This is a genomic window from Enterobacter sp. MGH 33, assembly GCF_000534535.1.
Taxonomy (GTDB): Bacteria; Pseudomonadota; Gammaproteobacteria; order Enterobacterales; family Enterobacteriaceae; genus Enterobacter; species Enterobacter hormaechei_C.
Genome location: NZ_KI973212.1, coordinates 2223379 through 2242797 on the forward strand (window position 1 = coordinate 2223379; position 19419 = coordinate 2242797).

15 protein-coding genes and 1 other RNA gene are annotated in these 19419 nt (G+C 57.3%); 6 read left to right on the plus strand and 10 right to left on the minus strand.

Going from position 1 to position 19419, the window contains the following annotated elements; translation table 11 throughout:
• Nucleotides 1–28: 28 nt before the first annotated feature.
• The 3 genes from L379_RS13440 (at nucleotide 29) to selO (ending at nucleotide 3003) form a co-directional block, all read left to right on the plus strand.
• The gene (locus L379_RS13440; protein WP_015570730.1) at nucleotides 29–493 is read left to right on the plus strand and encodes an NlpC/P60 family protein; all 465 of its coding nucleotides are present in this window, start codon (nucleotides 29–31) and stop codon (nucleotides 491–493) included.
• A 292-nt stretch (nucleotides 494–785) separates the two neighbouring features.
• Nucleotides 786–1499 carry an EAL domain-containing protein gene (locus L379_RS13435; protein WP_023303526.1) on the plus strand — a complete coding sequence of 238 codons (714 nt, stop codon included), beginning with the start codon at nucleotides 786–788 and terminating at the stop codon, nucleotides 1497–1499.
• A 61-nt stretch (nucleotides 1500–1560) separates the two neighbouring features.
• Nucleotides 1561–3003, plus strand: coding sequence for a protein adenylyltransferase SelO (selO, locus tag L379_RS13430; RefSeq protein WP_032653291.1), 1443 nt, complete (start codon nucleotides 1561–1563; stop codon nucleotides 3001–3003).
• Here selO and L379_RS13425 read toward each other — a convergent pair.
• The 8 genes from L379_RS13425 to ppsR form a co-directional block, all read right to left on the minus strand.
• A complete protein-coding gene (locus tag L379_RS13425; protein ID WP_015570728.1) occupies nucleotides 3000–3779 on the minus strand; it encodes a heme ABC transporter ATP-binding protein in 780 nt (259 codons plus the stop codon). The genes selO and L379_RS13425 overlap by 4 nt on opposite strands.
• On the minus strand, nucleotides 3772–4764 hold the full coding sequence (locus L379_RS13420) for a FecCD family ABC transporter permease (protein WP_017384648.1): 993 nt from the start codon (nucleotides 4762–4764) through the stop codon (nucleotides 3772–3774). Before L379_RS13420 ends, L379_RS13425 begins: the two co-directional genes overlap by 8 nt.
• Nucleotides 4764–5582: a heme/hemin ABC transporter substrate-binding protein gene (locus tag L379_RS13415; RefSeq protein WP_032104821.1), complete on the minus strand. Its 819-nt coding sequence runs from the start codon at nucleotides 5580–5582 to the stop codon at nucleotides 4764–4766. Before L379_RS13415 ends, L379_RS13420 begins: the two co-directional genes overlap by 1 nt.
• Entirely contained in the window at nucleotides 5579–6607 is a 1029-nt protein-coding gene (gene chuS, locus L379_RS13410; protein ID WP_032655592.1) for a hematinate-forming heme oxygenase ChuS, read from the minus strand. The genes L379_RS13415 and chuS overlap by 4 nt, the downstream gene beginning before the upstream one ends.
• Before the next feature lie 35 nt (nucleotides 6608–6642).
• A complete protein-coding gene (locus L379_RS13405) occupies nucleotides 6643–8625 on the minus strand; it encodes a TonB-dependent hemoglobin/transferrin/lactoferrin family receptor (protein WP_017693583.1) in 1983 nt (660 codons plus the stop codon).
• Between the two features lie 76 nt (nucleotides 8626–8701).
• Nucleotides 8702–8890 carry a hemin uptake protein HemP gene (hemP, locus tag L379_RS0124000; protein ID WP_015570723.1) on the minus strand — a complete coding sequence of 63 codons (189 nt, stop codon included), beginning with the start codon at nucleotides 8888–8890 and terminating at the stop codon, nucleotides 8702–8704.
• A 209-nt stretch (nucleotides 8891–9099) separates the two neighbouring features.
• Nucleotides 9100–10146, minus strand: a complete 1047-nt coding sequence (aroH, locus tag L379_RS13400) for a 3-deoxy-7-phosphoheptulonate synthase AroH (RefSeq protein WP_015570722.1) — start codon at nucleotides 10144–10146, stop codon at nucleotides 9100–9102.
• A gap of 150 nt (nucleotides 10147–10296) precedes the next feature.
• Entirely contained in the window at nucleotides 10297–11130 is an 834-nt protein-coding gene (gene ppsR / locus L379_RS13395) for a posphoenolpyruvate synthetase regulatory kinase/phosphorylase PpsR (protein WP_017384644.1), read from the minus strand.
• Between the two features lie 335 nt (nucleotides 11131–11465).
• Between ppsR and ppsA the strand changes: the two genes are divergently transcribed.
• The 3 genes from ppsA (at nucleotide 11466) to L379_RS13380 (ending at nucleotide 17858) form a co-directional block, all read left to right on the plus strand.
• Complete coding sequence (gene ppsA, locus L379_RS13390; RefSeq protein WP_017384643.1) at nucleotides 11466–13844, plus strand: phosphoenolpyruvate synthase; 2379 nt, start codon at nucleotides 11466–11468, stop codon at nucleotides 13842–13844.
• Between the two features lie 234 nt (nucleotides 13845–14078).
• Nucleotides 14079–15479 (plus strand): MFS transporter, encoded by a 1401-nt coding sequence (locus tag L379_RS13385; RefSeq protein WP_032653294.1) that lies wholly within the window; start codon nucleotides 14079–14081, stop codon nucleotides 15477–15479.
• Nucleotides 15480–15482: 3 nt separating this feature from the next.
• Complete coding sequence (locus L379_RS13380) at nucleotides 15483–17858, plus strand: glycoside hydrolase family 3 N-terminal domain-containing protein (protein ID WP_032653298.1); 2376 nt, start codon at nucleotides 15483–15485, stop codon at nucleotides 17856–17858.
• Between the two features lie 5 nt (nucleotides 17859–17863).
• On the opposite strand, the gene rprA is transcribed toward L379_RS13380, so the two are convergent.
• Nucleotides 17864–17971, minus strand: an RNA gene (rprA, locus tag L379_RS24955) — antisense sRNA RprA.
• Between the two features lie 208 nt (nucleotides 17972–18179).
• Nucleotides 18180–19295, minus strand: coding sequence for an AI-2E family transporter YdiK (gene ydiK, locus L379_RS13375; protein WP_015570721.1), 1116 nt, complete (start codon nucleotides 19293–19295; stop codon nucleotides 18180–18182).
• Nucleotides 19296–19419: the final 124 nt, after the last annotated feature.

Genomic DNA, 19419 nt, shown 5'->3' on the forward strand with positions numbered 1-19419 from the left:
AACAAAAAAAGCAGAGGATTCGTCTGAAATGCGATTCTGGTTTCTCCTTGTTGCGGCGCTCTTTCTTGCAGGATGCAGCAGCCATCGTGCACCTCCGCCCAACCCACGGCTTTCCGATTCCATTACGGTCATTGCCAGCCTGAACGATCAGCTCAGCAACTGGCGCGGCACACCTTATCGCTACGGCGGCATGAGCCGGGGCGGGGTGGATTGCTCGGGATTCGTGCTGATGACCTTCCGCGATAAATTTGACCTCCAGCTTCCGCGTGAAACGCGTATGCAGGCGAAAATCGGCACTGAAATTGATAAAGACGAGCTCCTGCCCGGCGATCTGGTCTTTTTTAAAACGGGCTCCGGTGAAAGCGGCCTTCATGTCGGCATCTATGATACCGATAATCAGTTCATTCATGCCTCGACCAGCCGTGGCGTGATGCGCTCCTCTCTGGATAATGTTTACTGGCGTAAAAACTTCTGGCAGGCCAGACGTATTTAACCGCTGCATAAAAATGCAGTGCGGAGGGCCTGGCGGTGAAAATAGACGTCAGGCTTTTCTTGCGGGTTGATTAAAGTTAAATTTTTGCCCAATTATTTATGTCCGCATGTGCCTGTTTTATCTAAAACTGGCTATTATTCAATAACCAGGATAAAATTAATTTAGATTCAGGGAAAAATCTGAAAATTAATACGGAAAGAATGAAATTAATCTTATTAAAATCAAGACAGTGGAATTGTGCCTGCAATTGCTCCAGGATGTTCTCTCTCATCTTTAATGCAGGACAAGCGCGATGATTATTACGCTAGATAATGCTTACCAGTCTGAACTTTTACTCCTTCCGGCGCGTGATAGTGCAGGTTTGCTTAAAGGTTTAGAGATTTTGGTTAACTTTACTGGCGTGGGTGCGGACGTACGGATCCCGACTGAACTGGTTATCCCACATCTTTCTCAGGAAGATGAATTAGCGCTGTTTCAGGAGAAACTGCAATTACTCGATACCTGTAAGCTATTTTTTATTCAGCATCAGTTAATTGCATGGATCAATATTACACCTGCAATTGTTGAGTTTTTATTAACTAATGAGAACGCTGTTTCAATCCTCGAGCGTTATCCGTTTCTTGAGTTTACTGTTAATGAGAACTATCCAGGTTTAAATAACGGGAAAGACGATCCCTGTCTGGCAAGAATGGCGATCCATTTCCCCTTAGTACTGGCTAACTTTGGTGCAGGGGCATCTTCCCTTAAACCGGTTTATGATGGTCTGTTCAAACGGGTGATTCTGGATAAAAACTTTATCCAGCAGCGCGCGTCGGCACTCTCGTTTGAGCCTTTTATGCGCGCTATTCTCTGGCAGATCGCGCCGCATTGTCAGTCGGTCATGGTCTCGGGAATTGACGATCACGGCATCTTACAACGCGTGCTGCCCTTCAATTTTGGTGCAATGCAGGGAAGCCTGTGGCCTGCCGTCCCGGCAGAGCGGGTCACGACTCTCGTTCAGCAATAACCCCTTTCTTCGCCCGTGTTTACGTCCAGGGAAACCCTCTACACTTAAAGCAGGAGGACTTATGACCCTGTCTTTTACTGCTCACTGGCACGATGAATTACCCGGCTTTTACACCGCGCTTAAGCCAACGCCATTACAGAACGCGCGTCTTATCTGGCATAACGATGCATTAGCGGATTCGCTTGGCATCCCTTCGACGCTTTTTCAGCCAGAAAAAGGCGCCGGCGTCTGGGGCGGCGAAACGCTGCTCCCGGGCATGAAGCCGCTGGCTCAGGTCTACAGCGGACATCAGTTTGGCGTCTGGGCGGGACAGCTCGGCGATGGCCGCGGCATCCTGCTGGGTGAACAGCTTCTGCCGAATGGCGAAACGCTCGACTGGCACCTGAAAGGGGCAGGGCTAACCCCGTACTCACGCATGGGGGATGGCCGCGCGGTGCTGCGTTCAACCATCCGTGAAGGTCTGGCTTCCGAGGCGATGCATGCCCTGGGGATCCCCACCTCACGCGCGCTGTCCATTGTCACCAGCGACACGCCGGTGGCCCGGGAAACGATGGAGCAGGGGGCGATGCTGATCCGCGTGGCGGAAAGCCATCTGCGTTTCGGTCATTTTGAACACTTCTACTATCGCCGCGAGCCGGATAAGGTCCGCCAGCTTGCCGATTACGCCCTTCGCCGTCACTGGCCGCACCTGCAAAACGAGCCGGACCGCTATGTTCTCTGGTTCCGTGATATTGTCGCGCGCACTGCCGCAATGATTGCCCGCTGGCAGGCCGTCGGCTTTGCCCACGGGGTGATGAATACCGACAACATGTCCCTGTTAGGGCTGACGTTTGACTACGGTCCGTACGGCTTCCTTGATGACTATCAGCCGGGTTACATCTGTAACCATTCGGACTATCAGGGGCGTTACCGTTTCGACAACCAGCCTGCGGTGGGGCTGTGGAACCTTCAGCGGCTTGCGCAAAGCCTGTCGCCGTTTATCGACGTCGATGCCCTGAACGATGCGCTGGACAGCTATCAGGAGATCCTGCTGCGGGAATATGGTGTGTTAATGCGCAACAAGCTGGGGCTGATGACGCAGGAAAAAGGCGATAACGCGCTGTTGAATGGGCTGTTTGCCATCATGGTGCGTGAAGGCAGCGACTATACCCGAACCTTCCGTATGCTGAGCCAGACCGCGCAGCAGAGCGCCGCGTCACCGCTGCGCGACGAGTTCATCGATCGTCAGGCGTTTGATGACTGGTTTGCCGTTTACCGGACGCGTTTACAGCAGGAACAGATTGATGACGATACCCGCCAGACGCGGATGAAGGCGGTTAACCCGGCGATGGTGTTGCGCAACTGGCTGGCGCAGCGGGCCATTGAGCAGGCAGAGCAGGGGGATTATACCGAGCTGCATCGGCTGCATATCGCCCTGCGCACGCCGTTTGCCGACCGGGAGGATGACTATGTCAGCCGCCCGCCGGACTGGGGCAAGCGGCTGGAAGTGAGCTGCTCAAGCTAAGGGGCGAGAAAAACCTGCGGTGCGGCGTGCGCCGGATGTCTGCCGACGTGCACCTGCGCACCGTACCAGTGTGCCAGCGCGTCGGCCTGCAAAACCGTCTCCGGTATGCCCTGAGAAACAATCCTGCCGTTGTGTAACAGCAGGATCCGGTCCGACCATAATGCGGCAAGATTGAGATCGTGCAGCACCACGCAGGCGTGAAGATGGCCCTGACGGGTCAGCGATTTCAACAGGCGCAGCAGATGCTGCTGGTGGTAGAGATCCAGCGCGGAAGTGGGTTCGTCGAGAAATAGCCAGCCGCGCGGCGTTCCGTCACGCCACAGCTGCGCCAGCGCGCGGGCGAGCTGGACGCGCTGCTGCTCGCCGCCGGAGAGGGCATGATAACGCCTGCCGGCCAGCGGCAGGCAACCGGTCAGCTGCAACACCTCACGCACAATCGACGGTTCCGGGTGACGCGTCCAGGGCGCACGCCCCATGCCAACAATCTCCTCCACCTGCCAGTCAAATCCAGGCTGAGACTGCTGGCGCATCACCGCCCGATAGCGGGACAGCGTCTGCGGATGCCATTCATCCAGCGCTTTTCCCGCCAGCGAACAGCCGCCGCTGTCGGGTTTCAGGTAGCCGGTCAGCAGCCGCAGCAGCGTGGATTTCCCCGCGCCGTTGGGGCCGATCAATGTAACCAGCTCTCCCTGCGACAGTGACAGCGAAACGTTATCTGTCAGCGTGCGGCCAGATCGGGTAAAAGTAAGATTTTCAGCCGTATAACGTTCAGCCATGCTGTTCTCCACGACGAAAAATGAGCCATAAGAACCAGGGAGCACCAAGGATACTGGTGAGCAGGCCGACCGGCATTTCTGCCGGAGCGACCAGGGTGCGCGCGACCGTATCCGCCACCAGCAGCAGTAATGCGCCCGCGAGTACCGTGCCGGGGAGGGTTGCCCGGTGATCGGCGCCCAGCCACATGCGCATCAGGTGCGGCACCACGAGTCCGACAAAGCCAATCACGCCGCTGACGGCGACAGCCGCCGCGACCAGCAGGGCGCTGCATAACAGTAATATTCGCTGTACAAGGGCAACGTCCACGCCAAGGTAATGCGCTTCCTCCTCACCCAGTTGCAGTAAATTTAATGCGCTGGCACAACGCCAGATCGCCAGAACGGCAGGCACCATCAGCGAGGTCACGGCGAGCAGCGTTGACCACTGTGCCTGACCAAGACTTCCCATTCCCCAGAGTGAAAGCTGACGCAGCTGGGCGTCATTGCTGACCCACGAAAGCACACCCACTGCCGCACCGCACAGGGCATTGATGGCGATACCCACCAGCAACAGACGTGACAGAGAGGGGTCACGCTGCTTGCTGAGCAGGAAGATCACGCCAGTGGCTGCCAGCGCCCCAAGAAATGCCGCCAGCATAGGGGCGTAAAGCATCACCAGCGCGGGCAGCGAGAGCGGGAGCACCACCCACAGGGCGACGGCCAGCGCCGCACCGCTGCTGATCCCGAGCAGGCCCGGGTCGGCCAGTGGATTGCGGAACAGCCCCTGCATGACGCAGCCGGCGAGCGCCAGCGATCCGCCAATCACCAGCGCCAGCAGTACGCGGGGCAGACGGATGGTAAGCCAGATCTGGCGTAGCGTCTCATCGCTGCCGCTCCACAGCACGTTCACCGGCAGGCGTAACGCCCCAAAACCGGTGGCCATGAACGTCATGACGGTAAGCAACCCCGCCAGAAGCCATAACGATAACGTGATGCGCCGGGACATCAGGGCAGTTGCTCCGCTCTGGCACGCAGCTGTTGTATGGCTTTCGGCGTGCGGACGCTGAAGCCCAGCAGGGCCATATCATCAATAGCCAGCATCTGCTTGCTTCGTCCCGCTGGCGTTTGCGCCAGGCCGGGCAGTTTCCACAGATTTTCTTCGCCGCCCAGCGCGTTAAGACCGTCCTGCGAAATCACCACCAGATCCGGCTGGCTGGCCATCACCCCCTCCTGGGAAAGCGGCTGATAGCGGGTAAAGCCCTGCATGGCGTTCTGCAACCCGGCGGCGCGTATTGCCGCATCCGCGCCGGTCTGTTGCCCGGCCGCCATTGCGGTCATTCCGCCGTGGCTGAGGATAAACAGCACCCGCTTGTTGAGCGGTGTTGAGGGCAGTGCCGCCAGCGCCTGACGCAGCGAGTTGCGCAGGGTTTCCCCTTGCGCCTCATGATGCGTCGCCTGAGCTATCACCCGTACTTTTTCGTCAATCGCGCGCAGGTCAGGCGTGCCGGGAACGGTAACCACCCGGACGTGGCTCTGTTCAACCTGTTTCAGCGCCAGAGAGGGCTGCGCCTGGTCGCTTGCCAGCACCAGCGTCGGGCGTACGGACAAAATCCCCTCCGCATTCAGCTGGCGAAGATACCCCACGTCAGGCAGCGCGTTTGTCGCCTGCGGCCACTGGCTGGTACTGTCGCGCGCAACCAGAGAAGACTCCGCGCCGAGGGCGTAGACGATCTCCGTCACGTCGCCGCCGAGGGCGACAATTCTCTCCGGCGCGGCGACGGCGACCAGCGGCAGGGCGCAGAGCAGGGCGAACCAGTTTTTCATGCGGCCAGCCCTTCTGGCGTCAGGGCGTCAATCTGGCGGCGCCACTGGCTCTGCTCAGGCTCGCCTTCGGTACGCTGCCCGTAGAGCTGGGCGATCTGAGTGCCGTCCGCAGCAAACAGCTCCAGGCTGGTAACGTGTCCGTCCGCCGTAGGCTTGCGCGTTACCCACGTCTCGGCGATAGTCTCCTCCAGCAGATGCAGGGTAAAGGTTGGGTTGAAGATGTTCAGCCAGCCCTTCATGGGCGTCAGTTTTTCCACCACACCGGTGAAGATCTGCACGCAGCCGCGGTTGCCGACGAAGATCATGATTTCGTTTCCGTCCTGTCGCGCCGTCTCCAGCAGCTGTGCCAGCGCGCTGTTATCCACTTTACAGGCCAGATCGTCACTCACCAGACGAAACGCCTGCTGGCGGCTCAGGTTATGGCGCTTCAGTAAGCTAAAGAACTGATGCACATCGGTCATGGCGCGCCACTCTTTCTCCACCGAGCCTGCATCAGCACCGTCGGAATGCGCAGGGGCATCGACAGCCTTCAGTGCCAGAGTGGGGTTATCGGCAATGATAAAACGGGTCAGCACGTCGCCCCAGGCGGCAACGTCGGTGTGATCCGTGGTGTAGACCTTCAGTAAAGCGTCGCCCTGATGATCGAAGAACTGAATGCTCTGACGTTCGCCGCGGGAGGTCGTTTCACTTATGTGAAACGCGCTCGCCCACTGGTTGAGGAACAAACGCAGATCCAGCGCGCGCGGATTCAGCACCAGCCCGGCGTGGCCGCCGAGGTGCTGGTTAGTAAACGCCCCGACCAGCTCGTGAACGGCATATTCGTTACGGCAGATGCATTTGGTTTCCCCCACCGACTCCAGCGCTGCCAGAATCTCACGGATTTCACCGCGCAGCCGCCAGGCGTCGTGTCCAACGCGCGCAAATGCCAGCTCTGCTTCGCTGATGTGCATTAATCCGGCGATATCACGGGCGTACTTACCCGGATGTTCTTCTTTAAGCTCAAGCCAGCGTGTGTAGTGACCCATAATCTTATCCTTCTGAATCGTTGCCCCGAAGGGAATTACCATTGATAACTGACGAAGATCTTGCCGTTGCGGCCATCCTGCGGGATGCCTTGTGGTGACCAGTAGGCTTTGTCGAAGGCGTTCCCCAGCACGAGGGTGGTGGTGATGCCTTTGAACTGCTGCTGACCTTTATAGCTGACGTAGAAATCATTCACTGCGTAGCCAGGCTGCTCGCTGTAGCTGCTGCTGATGTGCGTTGAACGTTCGACGAAGGTGCCGATCCAGCCCACGGAGAAGCCGCTTTGCGCCACGGGGATATCCAGCTTGCTGGTGACGGTGTCCGGGTTGATGCTGGAGATGTATTCGCCCGTGTCGGTATCTTTCCCGCGTGTGCGGTTGTAGGCCACGTCCAGGTTGAACAGACTGGTCGCGTAGGTCGCCATCATGTCCCAGCCCCAGATTTTGGCATTTGGTACGTTATAGGACATGGTGGTGGCCGCCGCAAAATCGACGGTAGTGGAGATGTAATCTTTCGCTTTGGTGTCGAAGTAGCTGGCTTTGAACTCCAGCGCGTCGTTGGCGAGCAGCAGATCGTCAAAACGTAGCCCAAAACCGAACTCCTGGGTTTCGTTAGTTTCCGGACGCAGGTTCGGGTTCGGCACCCAGTAGTTGGTGTAGAAGCTGCCGATAGAGAAGTGCTTCGAGTCGTTATACATCTCGCCCATCGTTGGCGCACGGAAGGCCTGGGCGTAAGAGCCGAACAGCATCAGCCAGTCGGCTGGACTCACGGTTAACCCGGCGCGTGATGACCACTTATCCGCATCCACGTCGTCGTAACCGTCGCTGCTGCCGCGGTAGTTGTCGTAACGCGTCCCGCCGAGAAGCGTTACCGGCAGGTCGCGCAGGGTGATCTCATCCTGCAACCAGCCGGAGCTGAAGTCGATTTTCGCGTCCGGGAAGCCGGTGGTCGCGCCGCCAGGGTGTTGCTCCTGACGATAGTATTCCCCGCCGTAGGTCAGCAGGTGCGAGGCGAAGGAGTCGCTGAACAGGCGGGTGCGGTTTTCCACTTTGCCGCCTTTGGTAGTCTGCTTACGGAACTCGCCGCTGGCGTCGATGTTCTGGGCGTTGATCCGCGCTTCGGACCAGTAAATTTTCGCATCGGCGTTCAGCCAGTCGTTTCCGGCTGGCGCAATGCGGTAGCCAAGCTGGGCATCGCGCTGAATGGTGGAACGATCGGTCATCGGGTTACTGCTGCTGGCATCCGTGGTCTGCGGATTTTTCGGCTCCTGCGCGTCGTTGTTGTAGTAGCGCAGGGAGCCGCTCAGCGTCTGCGCCGGATCGATTTTCCAGCTGCCTTTCGCCAGCATATTGTTGATGGATTCGTCGTTTGGCGCCCTCGCGCCGTCACTCTGACGAATGTCGCCGCGATCGCGGCTGGACCAGGAGACCAGACCGTCCAGGGTATCGGTGCGGCCATAGGCGCTGGCACCCATCCCGATGCTATGATCGCCCGTTGCACCGGTAGCAAATACGCGATAGCCGCTGTTTTTACCTGCATCCAGCAGATCGCTGGCGTCGACGGTGTCATACGAAATTACGCCGCCCAGCGCGCCGCTGCCGTACAGCAAGGCGGAAGGACCACGTACTACTTCAATACGTTTGATCAGCGCCGGATCGAGGAACGTGCTGTTCAGGTGTCCGGTATCAGTGCCCTGGCGCACGCCATCCACCAGTATCAGCACGCCACGGCGGTCATAGCCCCGGAGGTTAACGTCCTGACCGTTGGTGCGCCCGGTGCCGTCCAGCGTCAGACCGGGCACCTTGCGCAGCAGGTCGGCGGCGGAGCTGGCGGTCTGGTTTTCCGGCGCGGTGGCGTCAATCACGCTCACCATCATGGGGGCTTCAAAGGCGCTGCGGGCATTGCCGGTGGCGGTGACGGTGATCTCGTCTGCGGCGGCAAACGTAACGCCCGGCAGGGTGCTGACAATCGCCAGCGCCAGAAGAGACGGACGTAAAGACGCGGATTGCAGGTGTGGCATAGCAACTCTCCATAAGAATTGAAAAGCGCTGGCTGCCTGGGGATCACCTGGGTGGCTGGCGAATGTGTTGTCTGGTTTATTTAGTCAGGATCAGTTTTCCGGCATTGGTCTGGCGCAGCAGGTAGTGCTGGCCGTCATGCTCGATAATGACCCGTCCCTCCTCACCCAACAGGCTTTTGCTGTCGATTCGGCGATCGGTGGGAGCAGGGGACGGCGCTGTGTGTGTTTTTGTTGGCGTTGCCGCGCTGTTATCGGTAGGTGACATAATGTTTATAAATAACAATCAATGTAACAATGATAATCATTATCAATAAACTGCAAATTCACGGCAAGCGTTTTTGTGAAAATTGTGTGACGGGATCAAATTTGGGGGAGAGGTGCGGTCTGATGCCCTCACCCCGACCCTCTCCCACGAGTAGAGGGAGAAGGGCACGTACCGTAGGCCGGGTAAGCGCAGCGTCACCCGGCAGGATTTTAAAAGCGTGTGTCCACGGCTGAAGCCAGCTTCTCCAGCAGCAGCTCGCTGTCTTCCCAGCTCAGGCACGGGTCGGTGATTGACTGGCCGTAGACCATTTGCTGTCCGGCGACGATCTTCTGCGTGCCTTCTTTGATAAAACTCTCCGCCATAATTCCTGCAATGGCGGTCGAGCCGCTGCGGATCTGCTGGCAAACTTCCTCGCAGACGTCCAGCTGGCGGCGGTGCTGTTTCTGACAGTTGCCGTGGCTGAAATCCACCACCAGATGCTCCGGCAGGTCAAATTCCGCCAGCGTTTCGCAGGCGGCGGCAATATCTTCTGCATGGTAATTCGGTTTTTTACCGCCACGCATAATGATATGTCCGAACGGGTTGCCGCTGGTCTGGTAGATGGTCATCTGGCCGTTTTTATCCGGGGAGAGGAACATATGGCTGGCGCGTGACGCGCGGATGGCATCTACGGCAATTCGGGTATTGCCGTCCGTTCCGTTTTTGAAGCCCACCGGACAGGAGAGCGCCGACGCCATTTCACGGTGGATCTGGCTTTCGGTGGTACGTGCGCCAATCGCGCCCCAGCTAATGAGGTCGGCAATAAACTGTCCGGTCACCATATCCAGAAATTCGGTGGCAGTTGGCACGCCCAGTTCGTTAACCTGTAACAGCAGCTTGCGCGCCAGCGTAATACCGTGATTCACCCGGTAGCTACCGTTCAGATCGGGATCGGAAATCAATCCTTTCCAGCCCACGACGGTACGGGGCTTTTCAAAGTAGGTACGCATCACGATCTCCAGGCGATCCTGATACGTGCCGCGCAGCGTCTGAAGGCGTTGTGCATAATCCATTGCCGCGTCGAGGTCGTGGATGGAGCAGGGGCCAATCACCACCAGAAGACGTTTGTCTTCACCATTGAGAATTTTTTCGATGCGGCGACGGGAGGCCGTCACATGGTCCGCCACCTCGGCGGAAACGGGATGCAGCCGGGCCAGTTCAGCCGGTGTGACCAGGCTATCAATGCGCGCGGTGCGCAGTTCGTCGGTTTTATTCATGGAGTGTCTCAGAAATTTTTTGCTTCATCGGCAGACTACCGGGAAGTGATGGGCATCACCTTAAACCAATCCCTGCTGATTTCAAGTTCGGGGCACGTCGCCCCGAAGATGGCGTGATAATAACTGAAACTGGATTAATGTACTAGCATATTAGTACATGCGGCGATTCAGCCCCATGATATCGAGGATTTTGGTGGCAATTTCTTCTACTGAATAGTTGGTACTGTTCAGCCAGGGAATTTGATTTTTCCGGTACAGCGCTTCGACTTCGGAGACTTCCATTCGGCACTGGCGCATCGAGGCGTAGCGGCTGTTCTCGCGACGTTCTTCGCGGATCGCTGCCAGTCGTTCCGGGTTGATGGTCAGCCCAAACAGCTTATGCTGGAGCGGCTTGAGCGCGGCGGGCAGCACCAGGTTATCCATATCATCGGCAATAAAGGGGTAGTTGGCGGCGCGAATGCCAAACTGCATGGCCAGGTAAAGGCTGGTGGGGGTTTTACCGCAGCGCGACACGCCGAGCAAAATCACCTGCGCCTGGTCGAGATTGCGCAGGGAGATCCCGTCGTCGTGCGCCAGGGTGTAGTCAATGGCGGCAATACGTGCATCGTATTTGGTCAGGTTGCCGGGGTTCAGACCGTGGGTACGGTGGGCGATCGGCGTTGGGTCGAGCTTCAGCTCGCTTTGCAAGGGAGCAACCAGCGCCTGCACGATGTCCTGACAGAAGCCCTCGCTTTGCAAAATGATGTTGCGGATCTCAGGGATCACAATGGAATAGAACACCAGCGGACGAACGCCGGTCTGCTGGTAAATGGCGTCGATCTGGTCCTTGACCGCTTTGGCCCGGCTCTCATTTTCCACGAACGGCAACGTGATGCTATTTATCGATACCGGAAACTGCGACATCACCGCGTGTCCCAGCACCTCGGCGGTAATCGCCGTCCCATCAGAAATATAAAAAACGTGGCGATCGACAGCATTATCCATTTTATCCACCCTGAATAGCGTACGTAATTGCCTGAAAGCATAAATTAAAAAAGTTAATTTCACAGCAAAGAACTTATCTGAATTCAAAATGAAATGGTGTTTTTGATTTTCCTGAAAAGTGGATTTCATTTTTCGAATAGCGGCTTTATTTCTATGGTTTTTGCCGGAATCTATAGGAATCATCGGGTTAGCGAGTGCCGGGAAACTGTCCGAAAAGTTGAAAATTTAAATTGCTTACACGATTCACCGTTTTTTTAGCGGAAATAAATATGCCAGTATAAATACGTAGTCAGGTGTTTCTTACTCCGATCAAATATCACAAAAGGATTGTTTCGATGTCCAACAATGGCTCGTCACCGCTGGTGCTTTGGTATAACCAACTCGGCATGAATGATGTAGACAGAGTTGGGGGCAAAAATGCCTCCCTGGGTGAAATGATTACAAATCTGTCCGGTATGGGTGTTTCCGTACCTAACGGGTTTGCCACAACCGCCGATGCGTTTAACCTGTTTTTAGACCAGAGCGGTGTAAACCAGCGCATTTACGACCTGCTGGATAAAACGGATATTGATGATGTCACCGAGCTTGCCAAAGCCGGCGCGCAAATCCGCCAGTGGATTATCGACACACCTTTCCAGCCGGAACTGGAAAAAGCCATTCACGACGCCTACAACCAGCTCTCCGCTGACGATGCGCAGGCCTCCTTTGCCGTGCGTTCTTCTGCAACCGCAGAAGATATGCCCGATGCCTCGTTCGCCGGACAGCAGGAAACCTTCCTGAACGTTCAGGGTTACGATGCGGTGCTGGTGGCGGTGAAGCACGTCTTCGCCTCCCTCTTCAACGACCGCGCCATCTCCTATCGCGTCCATCAGGGCTATGACCACCGCGGCGTCGCGCTCTCCGCAGGCGTACAGCGCATGGTGCGTTCCGACGTAGGCTCTTCCGGCGTGATGTTCTCTATCGACACTGAATCCGGCTTCGACCAGGTGGTGTTTATCACCTCCGCGTGGGGTCTGGGCGAGATGGTGGTGCAGGGGGCGGTAAACCCTGACGAATTCTACGTGCACAAGCCTACGCTGGCGGCTAACCGTCCGGCAGTGGTACGTCGCACCATGGGCTCGAAAAAAATCCGCATGATCTATGCTCCGACGCAAGAGCATGGCAAGCAGGTCACCATTGAAGATGTGCCGCAGGAGCAGCGGGATCGCTTCTCACTGACCGACGCCGAAGTGGAAGAGCTGGCGAAGCAGGCGGTGCAGATTGAAAAACACTATGGCCGTCCAATGGACATCGAGTGGGCGAAAGACGGACACACCGGCAAGCTGTTTATCGTTCAGGCGCGTCCGGAAACCGTCCGTTCACGCGGTCAGGTCATGGAGCGCTACACCCTGCACGCGCAGGGCAAAATTGTCGCGGAAGGCCGCGCAATTGGTCACCGCATCGGTGCCGGTCCGGTGAAAGTGATCCACGACATCAGCGAAATGAACCGCATCCAGCCGGGCGACGTGCTGGTAACCGACATGACCGACCCGGACTGGGAACCGATCATGAAAAAAGCGGCTGCCATCGTCACCAACCGCGGCGGCCGTACCTGTCACGCGGCTATTATCGCCCGTGAGCTGGGGATCCCGGCGGTAGTCGGCTGCGGTGACGCGACCGAACGCATGAAGGATGACCAGAAGGTGACGGTCTCCTGCGCTGAAGGCGATACCGGTTACGTGTATGCCGATATCCTCGACTTCAGCGTGAAAAGCTCCAGCGTGGATACCATGCCGGACCTGCCGCTGAAGATCATGATGAACGTCGGCAACCCGGACCGCGCGTTTGACTTCGCCTGTCTGCCGAACGAAGGCGTGGGCCTGGCGCGTCTGGAATTTATTATTAACCGTATGATCGGGGTGCACCCGCGTGCGCTGCTGGAGTTCGACGACCAGGACGCAAAACTGCAAAACGAAATCCGCGAGATGATGAAGGGTTACGACTCGCCGAGAGAGTTCTATGTGGGGCGTCTGACGGAAGGGATCGCCACGCTCGGCGCGGCCTTCTACCCGAAACGCGTGATCGTGCGTCTGTCGGACTTTAAGTCCAACGAATACGCCAACCTGGTGGGCGGCGAACGCTACGAGCCGGAAGAAGAGAACCCGATGCTGGGCTTCCGCGGCGCCGGACGCTACGTGTCGGAAAGCTTCCGCGACTGCTTCGCGCTGGAGTGCGAGGCGGTAAAACGCGTGCGCAATGACATGGGTCTGACCAACGTGGAAATCATGATCCCGTTCGTCCGTACCGTGGATCAGGCGAAAGCGGTGGTGGATGAGCTGGCGCGTCAGGGGCTGAAGCGCGGCGAGAACGGGCTGAAGATCATCATGATGTGTGAAATTCCGTCCAACGCCCTGCTGGCCGAGCAGTTCCTGGAGCACTTCGACGGCTTCTCCATTGGCTCGAATGACATGACGCAGCTGGCGCTCGGCCTGGACCGCGACTCCGGCGTCGTCTCTGAGCTGTTCGATGAGCGTAACGAGGCGGTGAAAGCGCTGCTCTCCATGGCCATCCGCGCGGCGAAGAAACAGGGTAAATATGTCGGGATTTGCGGCCAGGGTCCTTCTGACCATGAAGACTTTGCGGCCTGGCTGATGGATGAGGGGATTGATAGCCTCTCCCTGAACCCGGACACCGTGGTGCAGACCTGGCTGAGCCTGGCAGAGCTGAACAAGTAAAACCTGCACAACCTGAAAAAGGCGAGGATATCTGTCCTCGCCTTTTTTATTTTCCTGCGAATATGCTCACCATCACAAATAAAACAAAAAACCAAATATCATAATTTATCTGTTAATTTAGACAATTGTTAGCGGGCAGGGCGTTGCTAATACTTGAGCCTTACCGCGTACATCCGTCGGGATGATGCGCGACTGGTTGAAATACGTTTTAACCTGATAAAAAGGCAAATAACAATGACAATCTCCTCTGTATTACGTACCAAAGATAAAATAGGTTACGGCCTCGGCGATATGGCCAGCGCGCTGGTCTGGCAAACGGCAACGTTATTTCTCGCTTATTTCTATACGGACGTATTCGGTTTGCCTGCGGCCATTATGGGCACCATGTTTTTAGTGGTGCGCGTGGTCGATGCGTTTGTCGACCCGTGCATTGGCGCGCTGGTGGACCGCACTCAGACCCGCCACGGTCGTTTTCGTCCCTGGCTGCTCTGGTTTGCCATTCCGTTTGGCGTGAGCTGCCTGATTACCTTCTACGTACCCGATGCCGGGGCGACGGCGAAAATTGTCTATGCCTGCGTAACCTATGCCATCCTGAGTCTGATCTATTCCGCGATTAACGTCCCTTACTGTGCCATGCCTGGCGCGCTGACGCTCGACCCGCGCGAACGCCACTCGCTGCAATCCTGGCGCTTTGGCCTGTCGTTTATCGGCGGGTTGATTGTAACCGTCATCGCGCTGCCGCTGGTCTCATTATTAGGCCAGGGGAATGTGCAAAAAGGCTATTTCTATGCCATGAGCCTGATGGGGCTGCTGGGCATTGTTTTATTCTCCTGCTGCTTCTTTATGACCCGGGAGCGTTACTCGCCGCGCAATGACACCTCCGGCTCGATGCTGACGGATTTAAAACTGCTGGCCGCCAATAGCCAGTGGCGAATTGTTTTTCTGTTTAATATTTTACTGTTAACCGCCGTCGTGACGCGTGGCTCTGCGACCATGTATTACGTTAACTATGTTCTGTTACGTCCGGAACTGGTTTTTGCCTTTATTGTTTCAGGCATGGTGGCCTCCTTAAGCGGCGCATTATTATCTGAACGCCTGCTGGGCAAATTTGACCGGGTGCGTGCCTATCAGTGGACCATTATTTCTTTCGTTATTTTTGGCGCGCTGATTTTCTTCATTCCGCCCTCGCAGGTGTGGCTGATATTCGGTCTGAATATTGTGTTTAGTTTTATTCAGAACCTGACCACGCCGCTGCAATGGACCATGTTCTCCGATGTGGTGGACTACGAAGAACACCGTAGCGGCCGCCGCCTGGATGGGCTGGTCTTTTCTACCGCCCTGTTTGCCATCAAGTTTGGGCTGGCGCTGGGTGGGGCGGTGGTCGGTTGGGTGCTTGGCATGGTGGATTACGCTCCCGGTCAGGCAAACCAGGCGCCTCACGTTCTCGCAACCATCAATGCCCTGTTCACCCTGATCCCCTGCGCGCTGTTCCTCTGCATGGTGGCGCTCCTTGCCATCTACAAACTTAACAGCCGGCTGGTGGACAGCATCGCCCGCGAGCTGGCCAGCAAACGCGATAGTCGAAACGATGCGGGGCAGCTCAGCCCGGCAACCCAATCCGCACTACAGGAGTAAACCATGACTGCGATCTACAAGGACGCGGGACGTTCCGTACACGAGCGTGTCGCTGATTTACTGGCGCGTATGACGCCGCAAGAGAAATTTGCCCAAATGCACGCGTACTGGCTGATCCTCGATGAACACGGCAACCACCGCGAGCGCAGCGATCTGAGCGATGAATTCGCCGGCGTGAGCGAACAGGCGTCCCTCAGCGAAAGACTGAAGTTCGGCGTCGGGCAGATCACCCGCCCGCTCGGCACGCACATTGTTGATGCAAAAACCGGCGTGCGTGCCGCCAACCGCCTGCAACGCATGATGATGGAGGAGACCCGGCTCGGCATTCCGGCGCTGTTTCATGAGGAGTGTCTGGTAGGGCTGCTGTGCAAAGATGCAACGCTGTTCCCGTCGTCGCTGAACTACGGTTCTACCTGGGACCCGGCGCTGGTGCAGCGCGCGGCGGAGCAGATTCGCAAAGAGGCCCGGTCTGTCGGGTGCCAGCAGGGGCTGGCCCCGGTGCTGGATGTCTCGCGCGACGTGCGCTGGGGACGGACGGAAGAGACCTTTGGGGAAGATCCGTGGCTGGTAGGGGTGATGGCGACGGCGTACGTGAAGGGGTTGCAGGGCGATAAGCGCGATCTGCTGGCGACCCTGAAACATTACGTCGGCCACTCCTTCAGCGAAGGGGCGCGCAATCATGCGCCGGTCCATCTCGGTTTCAGCGAGCTTAACGATACCTTCCTGCTGCCGTTTGAGATGGCGGTAAAGCTGGCCAACGCCGGTTCGGTGATGCCAGCCTATCACGACATTGATAATCAGCCAGGGCACAGCGACCATTTTCTGCTCACCACCGTGCTGCGTGAACAGTGGGGCTTCGACGGCATTATCGTGGCGGATTACGGCGGCGTCAGCCTGCTGCACCAGCACCACGGGATTTCTCACGATCCAGCACAATCGGCGGCGCTGGCGTTTAACGCCGGGCTGGACGTGGAACTGCCGAAGGATGACTGCGCGCGTCATCTGGCGGAAGCGGTAGAGCGTGGGCTCATCTCAATGGCGAAAGTGGATGAGATTGTGGCGCGCGTGCTAAGTGAAAAATTCCGTCTCGGGCTGTTTGAAAAACCGTACGCCGACGAAGACGGTATCGATTTGCAGAATGAGGCGACCCGGCAGGTGGCGCGCGAGGTGGCAACAAAATCGATCACGCTGCTGGAAAATAACGGCATTTTGCCCCTCGGCGGAAAACCCCGTGTAGCGGTAGTGGGGCCGACGGCGGACGATCCACTGGCGTTACTGAGCGGCTACAGCTTCCCGGTTCACCTGATTATCAGCGATATGGTTGAAGAGACTTCGCAGGTGACCACCCCGCGCGCGGCGCTGAAACAGTACCTTGGCGCATCACAGATACGTTACGCCAAAGGGTGTCACATTATCGAAAAACGGATGGCGGGCGCACCGGTGTTCCCGGGCGACAGCGGCGGTAAGCCGATGCAGCAATCGCCGGTTTCACAACGCACGGATTTGATCCCCGACGCCGTGAGCGCGGCAAAAGAGAGTGACGTGGTGGTGGCCTGCGTGGGCGACCTCGCCGGGCTATTCCAGAGCGGCACCGTGGGGGAAGGTTCGGATACCGATTCGCTGGATCTGCCGGGCGTGCAGCAACAACTGCTGGAGGCGCTGGTGGCAACCGGTAAGCCAGTGATTGTCGTCATGACGGGTGGGCGTCCTTATAACCTTCAGGGGCTGGAAGAGAAGGTGGCCGCGCTGATGATGGCCTGGGCGCCGGGGCAGGAAGGGGGCTGGGCGATTGCCGATGTCTTAACCGGCCGCGAGGAGCCGCAGGGCAGGCTGGTAGTGAGCGTGCCGAAAAACGCCGGGGCGATGCCGTACTACTATAACCACAAGCTGAAAAGCGGCGGCACGCCGTTTGCGTTCCATTTCGGCGCACTTTACCCGTTCGGTTACGGTCTCGGCTGGACGCAGTTTCGCTGGGGCGCGGCCCGCCTGACGGAAAGCCGCGTCCCGATCGACGGAGAGGTGGCGTTAAGCGTCGATATCACCAACACCGGCGAGCGCAGCGGCAGCGAAGTGGTACAGGTGTACGTACGCGATAAGGTCGCCACGCAGGTGCGTCCGCTTCAGGAGCTGAAAGCGTTCCAGCGCGTTACGCTTTCACCGGGAGAAACCGCCACGCTGACCTTTACCCTGCCGGTGGAGATGTTTAATTTCACCCGCCGGGACGGGAAGCGGATTGTCGAGCCAGGGGAATTTGAGCTACAGGTTGGCGCGTCCTCGGCGGATATACGCGAGGTGGTGAACGTGCTGGTAACCGGGGAGACGCGGGAGCTGGCGGGGGAATGGCGTATGCTCAGCCGCTGTGACATTACACGGGCGTAAAAAGGATAAAAAAAAGCCCATCGTGGGAGATGGGCAAAGACTACACACAGCAATTCGTTGTTTCACTCAGGGGATTTCCATGCTTATAAATCAAGGTGTTGATTTATAACCGTGTCTTAATAGTAGGCATGCCAGGATTTTGAGTCGATCGGATTCGTCTCAATAGTTAAAGGCAGGTAAAGATTTCTTGAAGAGAATGACGGTTTTAGGCAGAAAAAGGCGGGTCTGACCAGTGTGCAGAGAATAAATAGTTTAGCAACGTTTAAGTATTGCTGTGGAGAGTGTAGCCGGGTAAGCGTTAGCGCCACCCGGCCTACGTTCTTACTGCGCGTTCTTATCTTCCAGTTCTTCAAGTTCGCTTAAGATGACGTCAGGGTCGGTTCCCGGCGGCGGCACTTCATGCACCCAGGCGGAGAAGAGACGCCAGGTTACCGCAAGCAGCACCGGACCGATGAACAGGCCAATCATGCCGAAGGCAATTAACCCCCCGATCACCCCGGACAGGATCAGAATTAGCGGCAGGTCAGCGCCCATGCGGATGAGGAGGGGACGGATCACGTTATCCATGGTGCCCACCACGCAACTCCAGACCAGTAGCACCGTGCCCCAGGTCGTGTCCCCCGTCCAGTAAAGCCAGATAATGCAGGGAACCAGCACCAGCAGCGGACCGAGCTGAGCCAGACAGGTCATCAGCATGACGACGGTGAAAATGGTGGCATAAGGTACGCCGGAAATTGCCAGCCCGATTCCGCCAAGTACAGCCTGCACCAGCGCTGTGACCACCACGCCGAGCGCTACCGCGCGGACGGCCTGGGCTGCCAGCAGCACGGCCGCATCGCCGCGTTTACCTGCCAGTCGGGTGGCGAAATGACGTACCCCCAGCGCAACCTGCTCGCCGCGCCAGTACAGCAGGGCGCTGAAGACCAGCATCAACGTACAGTGCATCATGAAGCGACCAATGTGCGCAGCCTGCCCCACAAACCAGGTGGTGGTTGTGCCGATGTACGGACGTACTTTGGCCATCAGCGCGCTACCGCCCATCTCCAGCAGGCTGTGCCAGCCGCTGTACAGTTTTGCGCCCACAACAGGAATACTGTTCAGCCACGCGAGATCCGGCAGCGTCATATCACCGCTGGTGACCGCGCGAATAACCGGGCCGCTACTGTCAACCAGGCTGTTAACCAGCAGTGCAATGGGAATAATAAACAGCAGGAACAACAGCAGCGTCATCACCAGCACGGCCAGGCCGCGGCGACCAAACAGCAGTTTCTGCAAACGTAAGAGTAAAGGCCAGGTTGCGACGACGACGGTCGCGGCCCAGGCAAATCCGAGCACGAAAGGACGAACAATCCACAGACACGCAATAATCATAATGGCTAAGAACAGCACCGACAGCAGTATCTGCGCGACATCCCTGGGCTGACGAAGATTGACCATAAACGAAACTTTCCTTAAATGAACACCAGCAAGGCTGATGGGAATATAAACCGCATCTCTCTAATCATTAGTGATTTCAGCGATTTTTGACAGGCGGATTTTGCCCGTAATTCTACGAAGCACA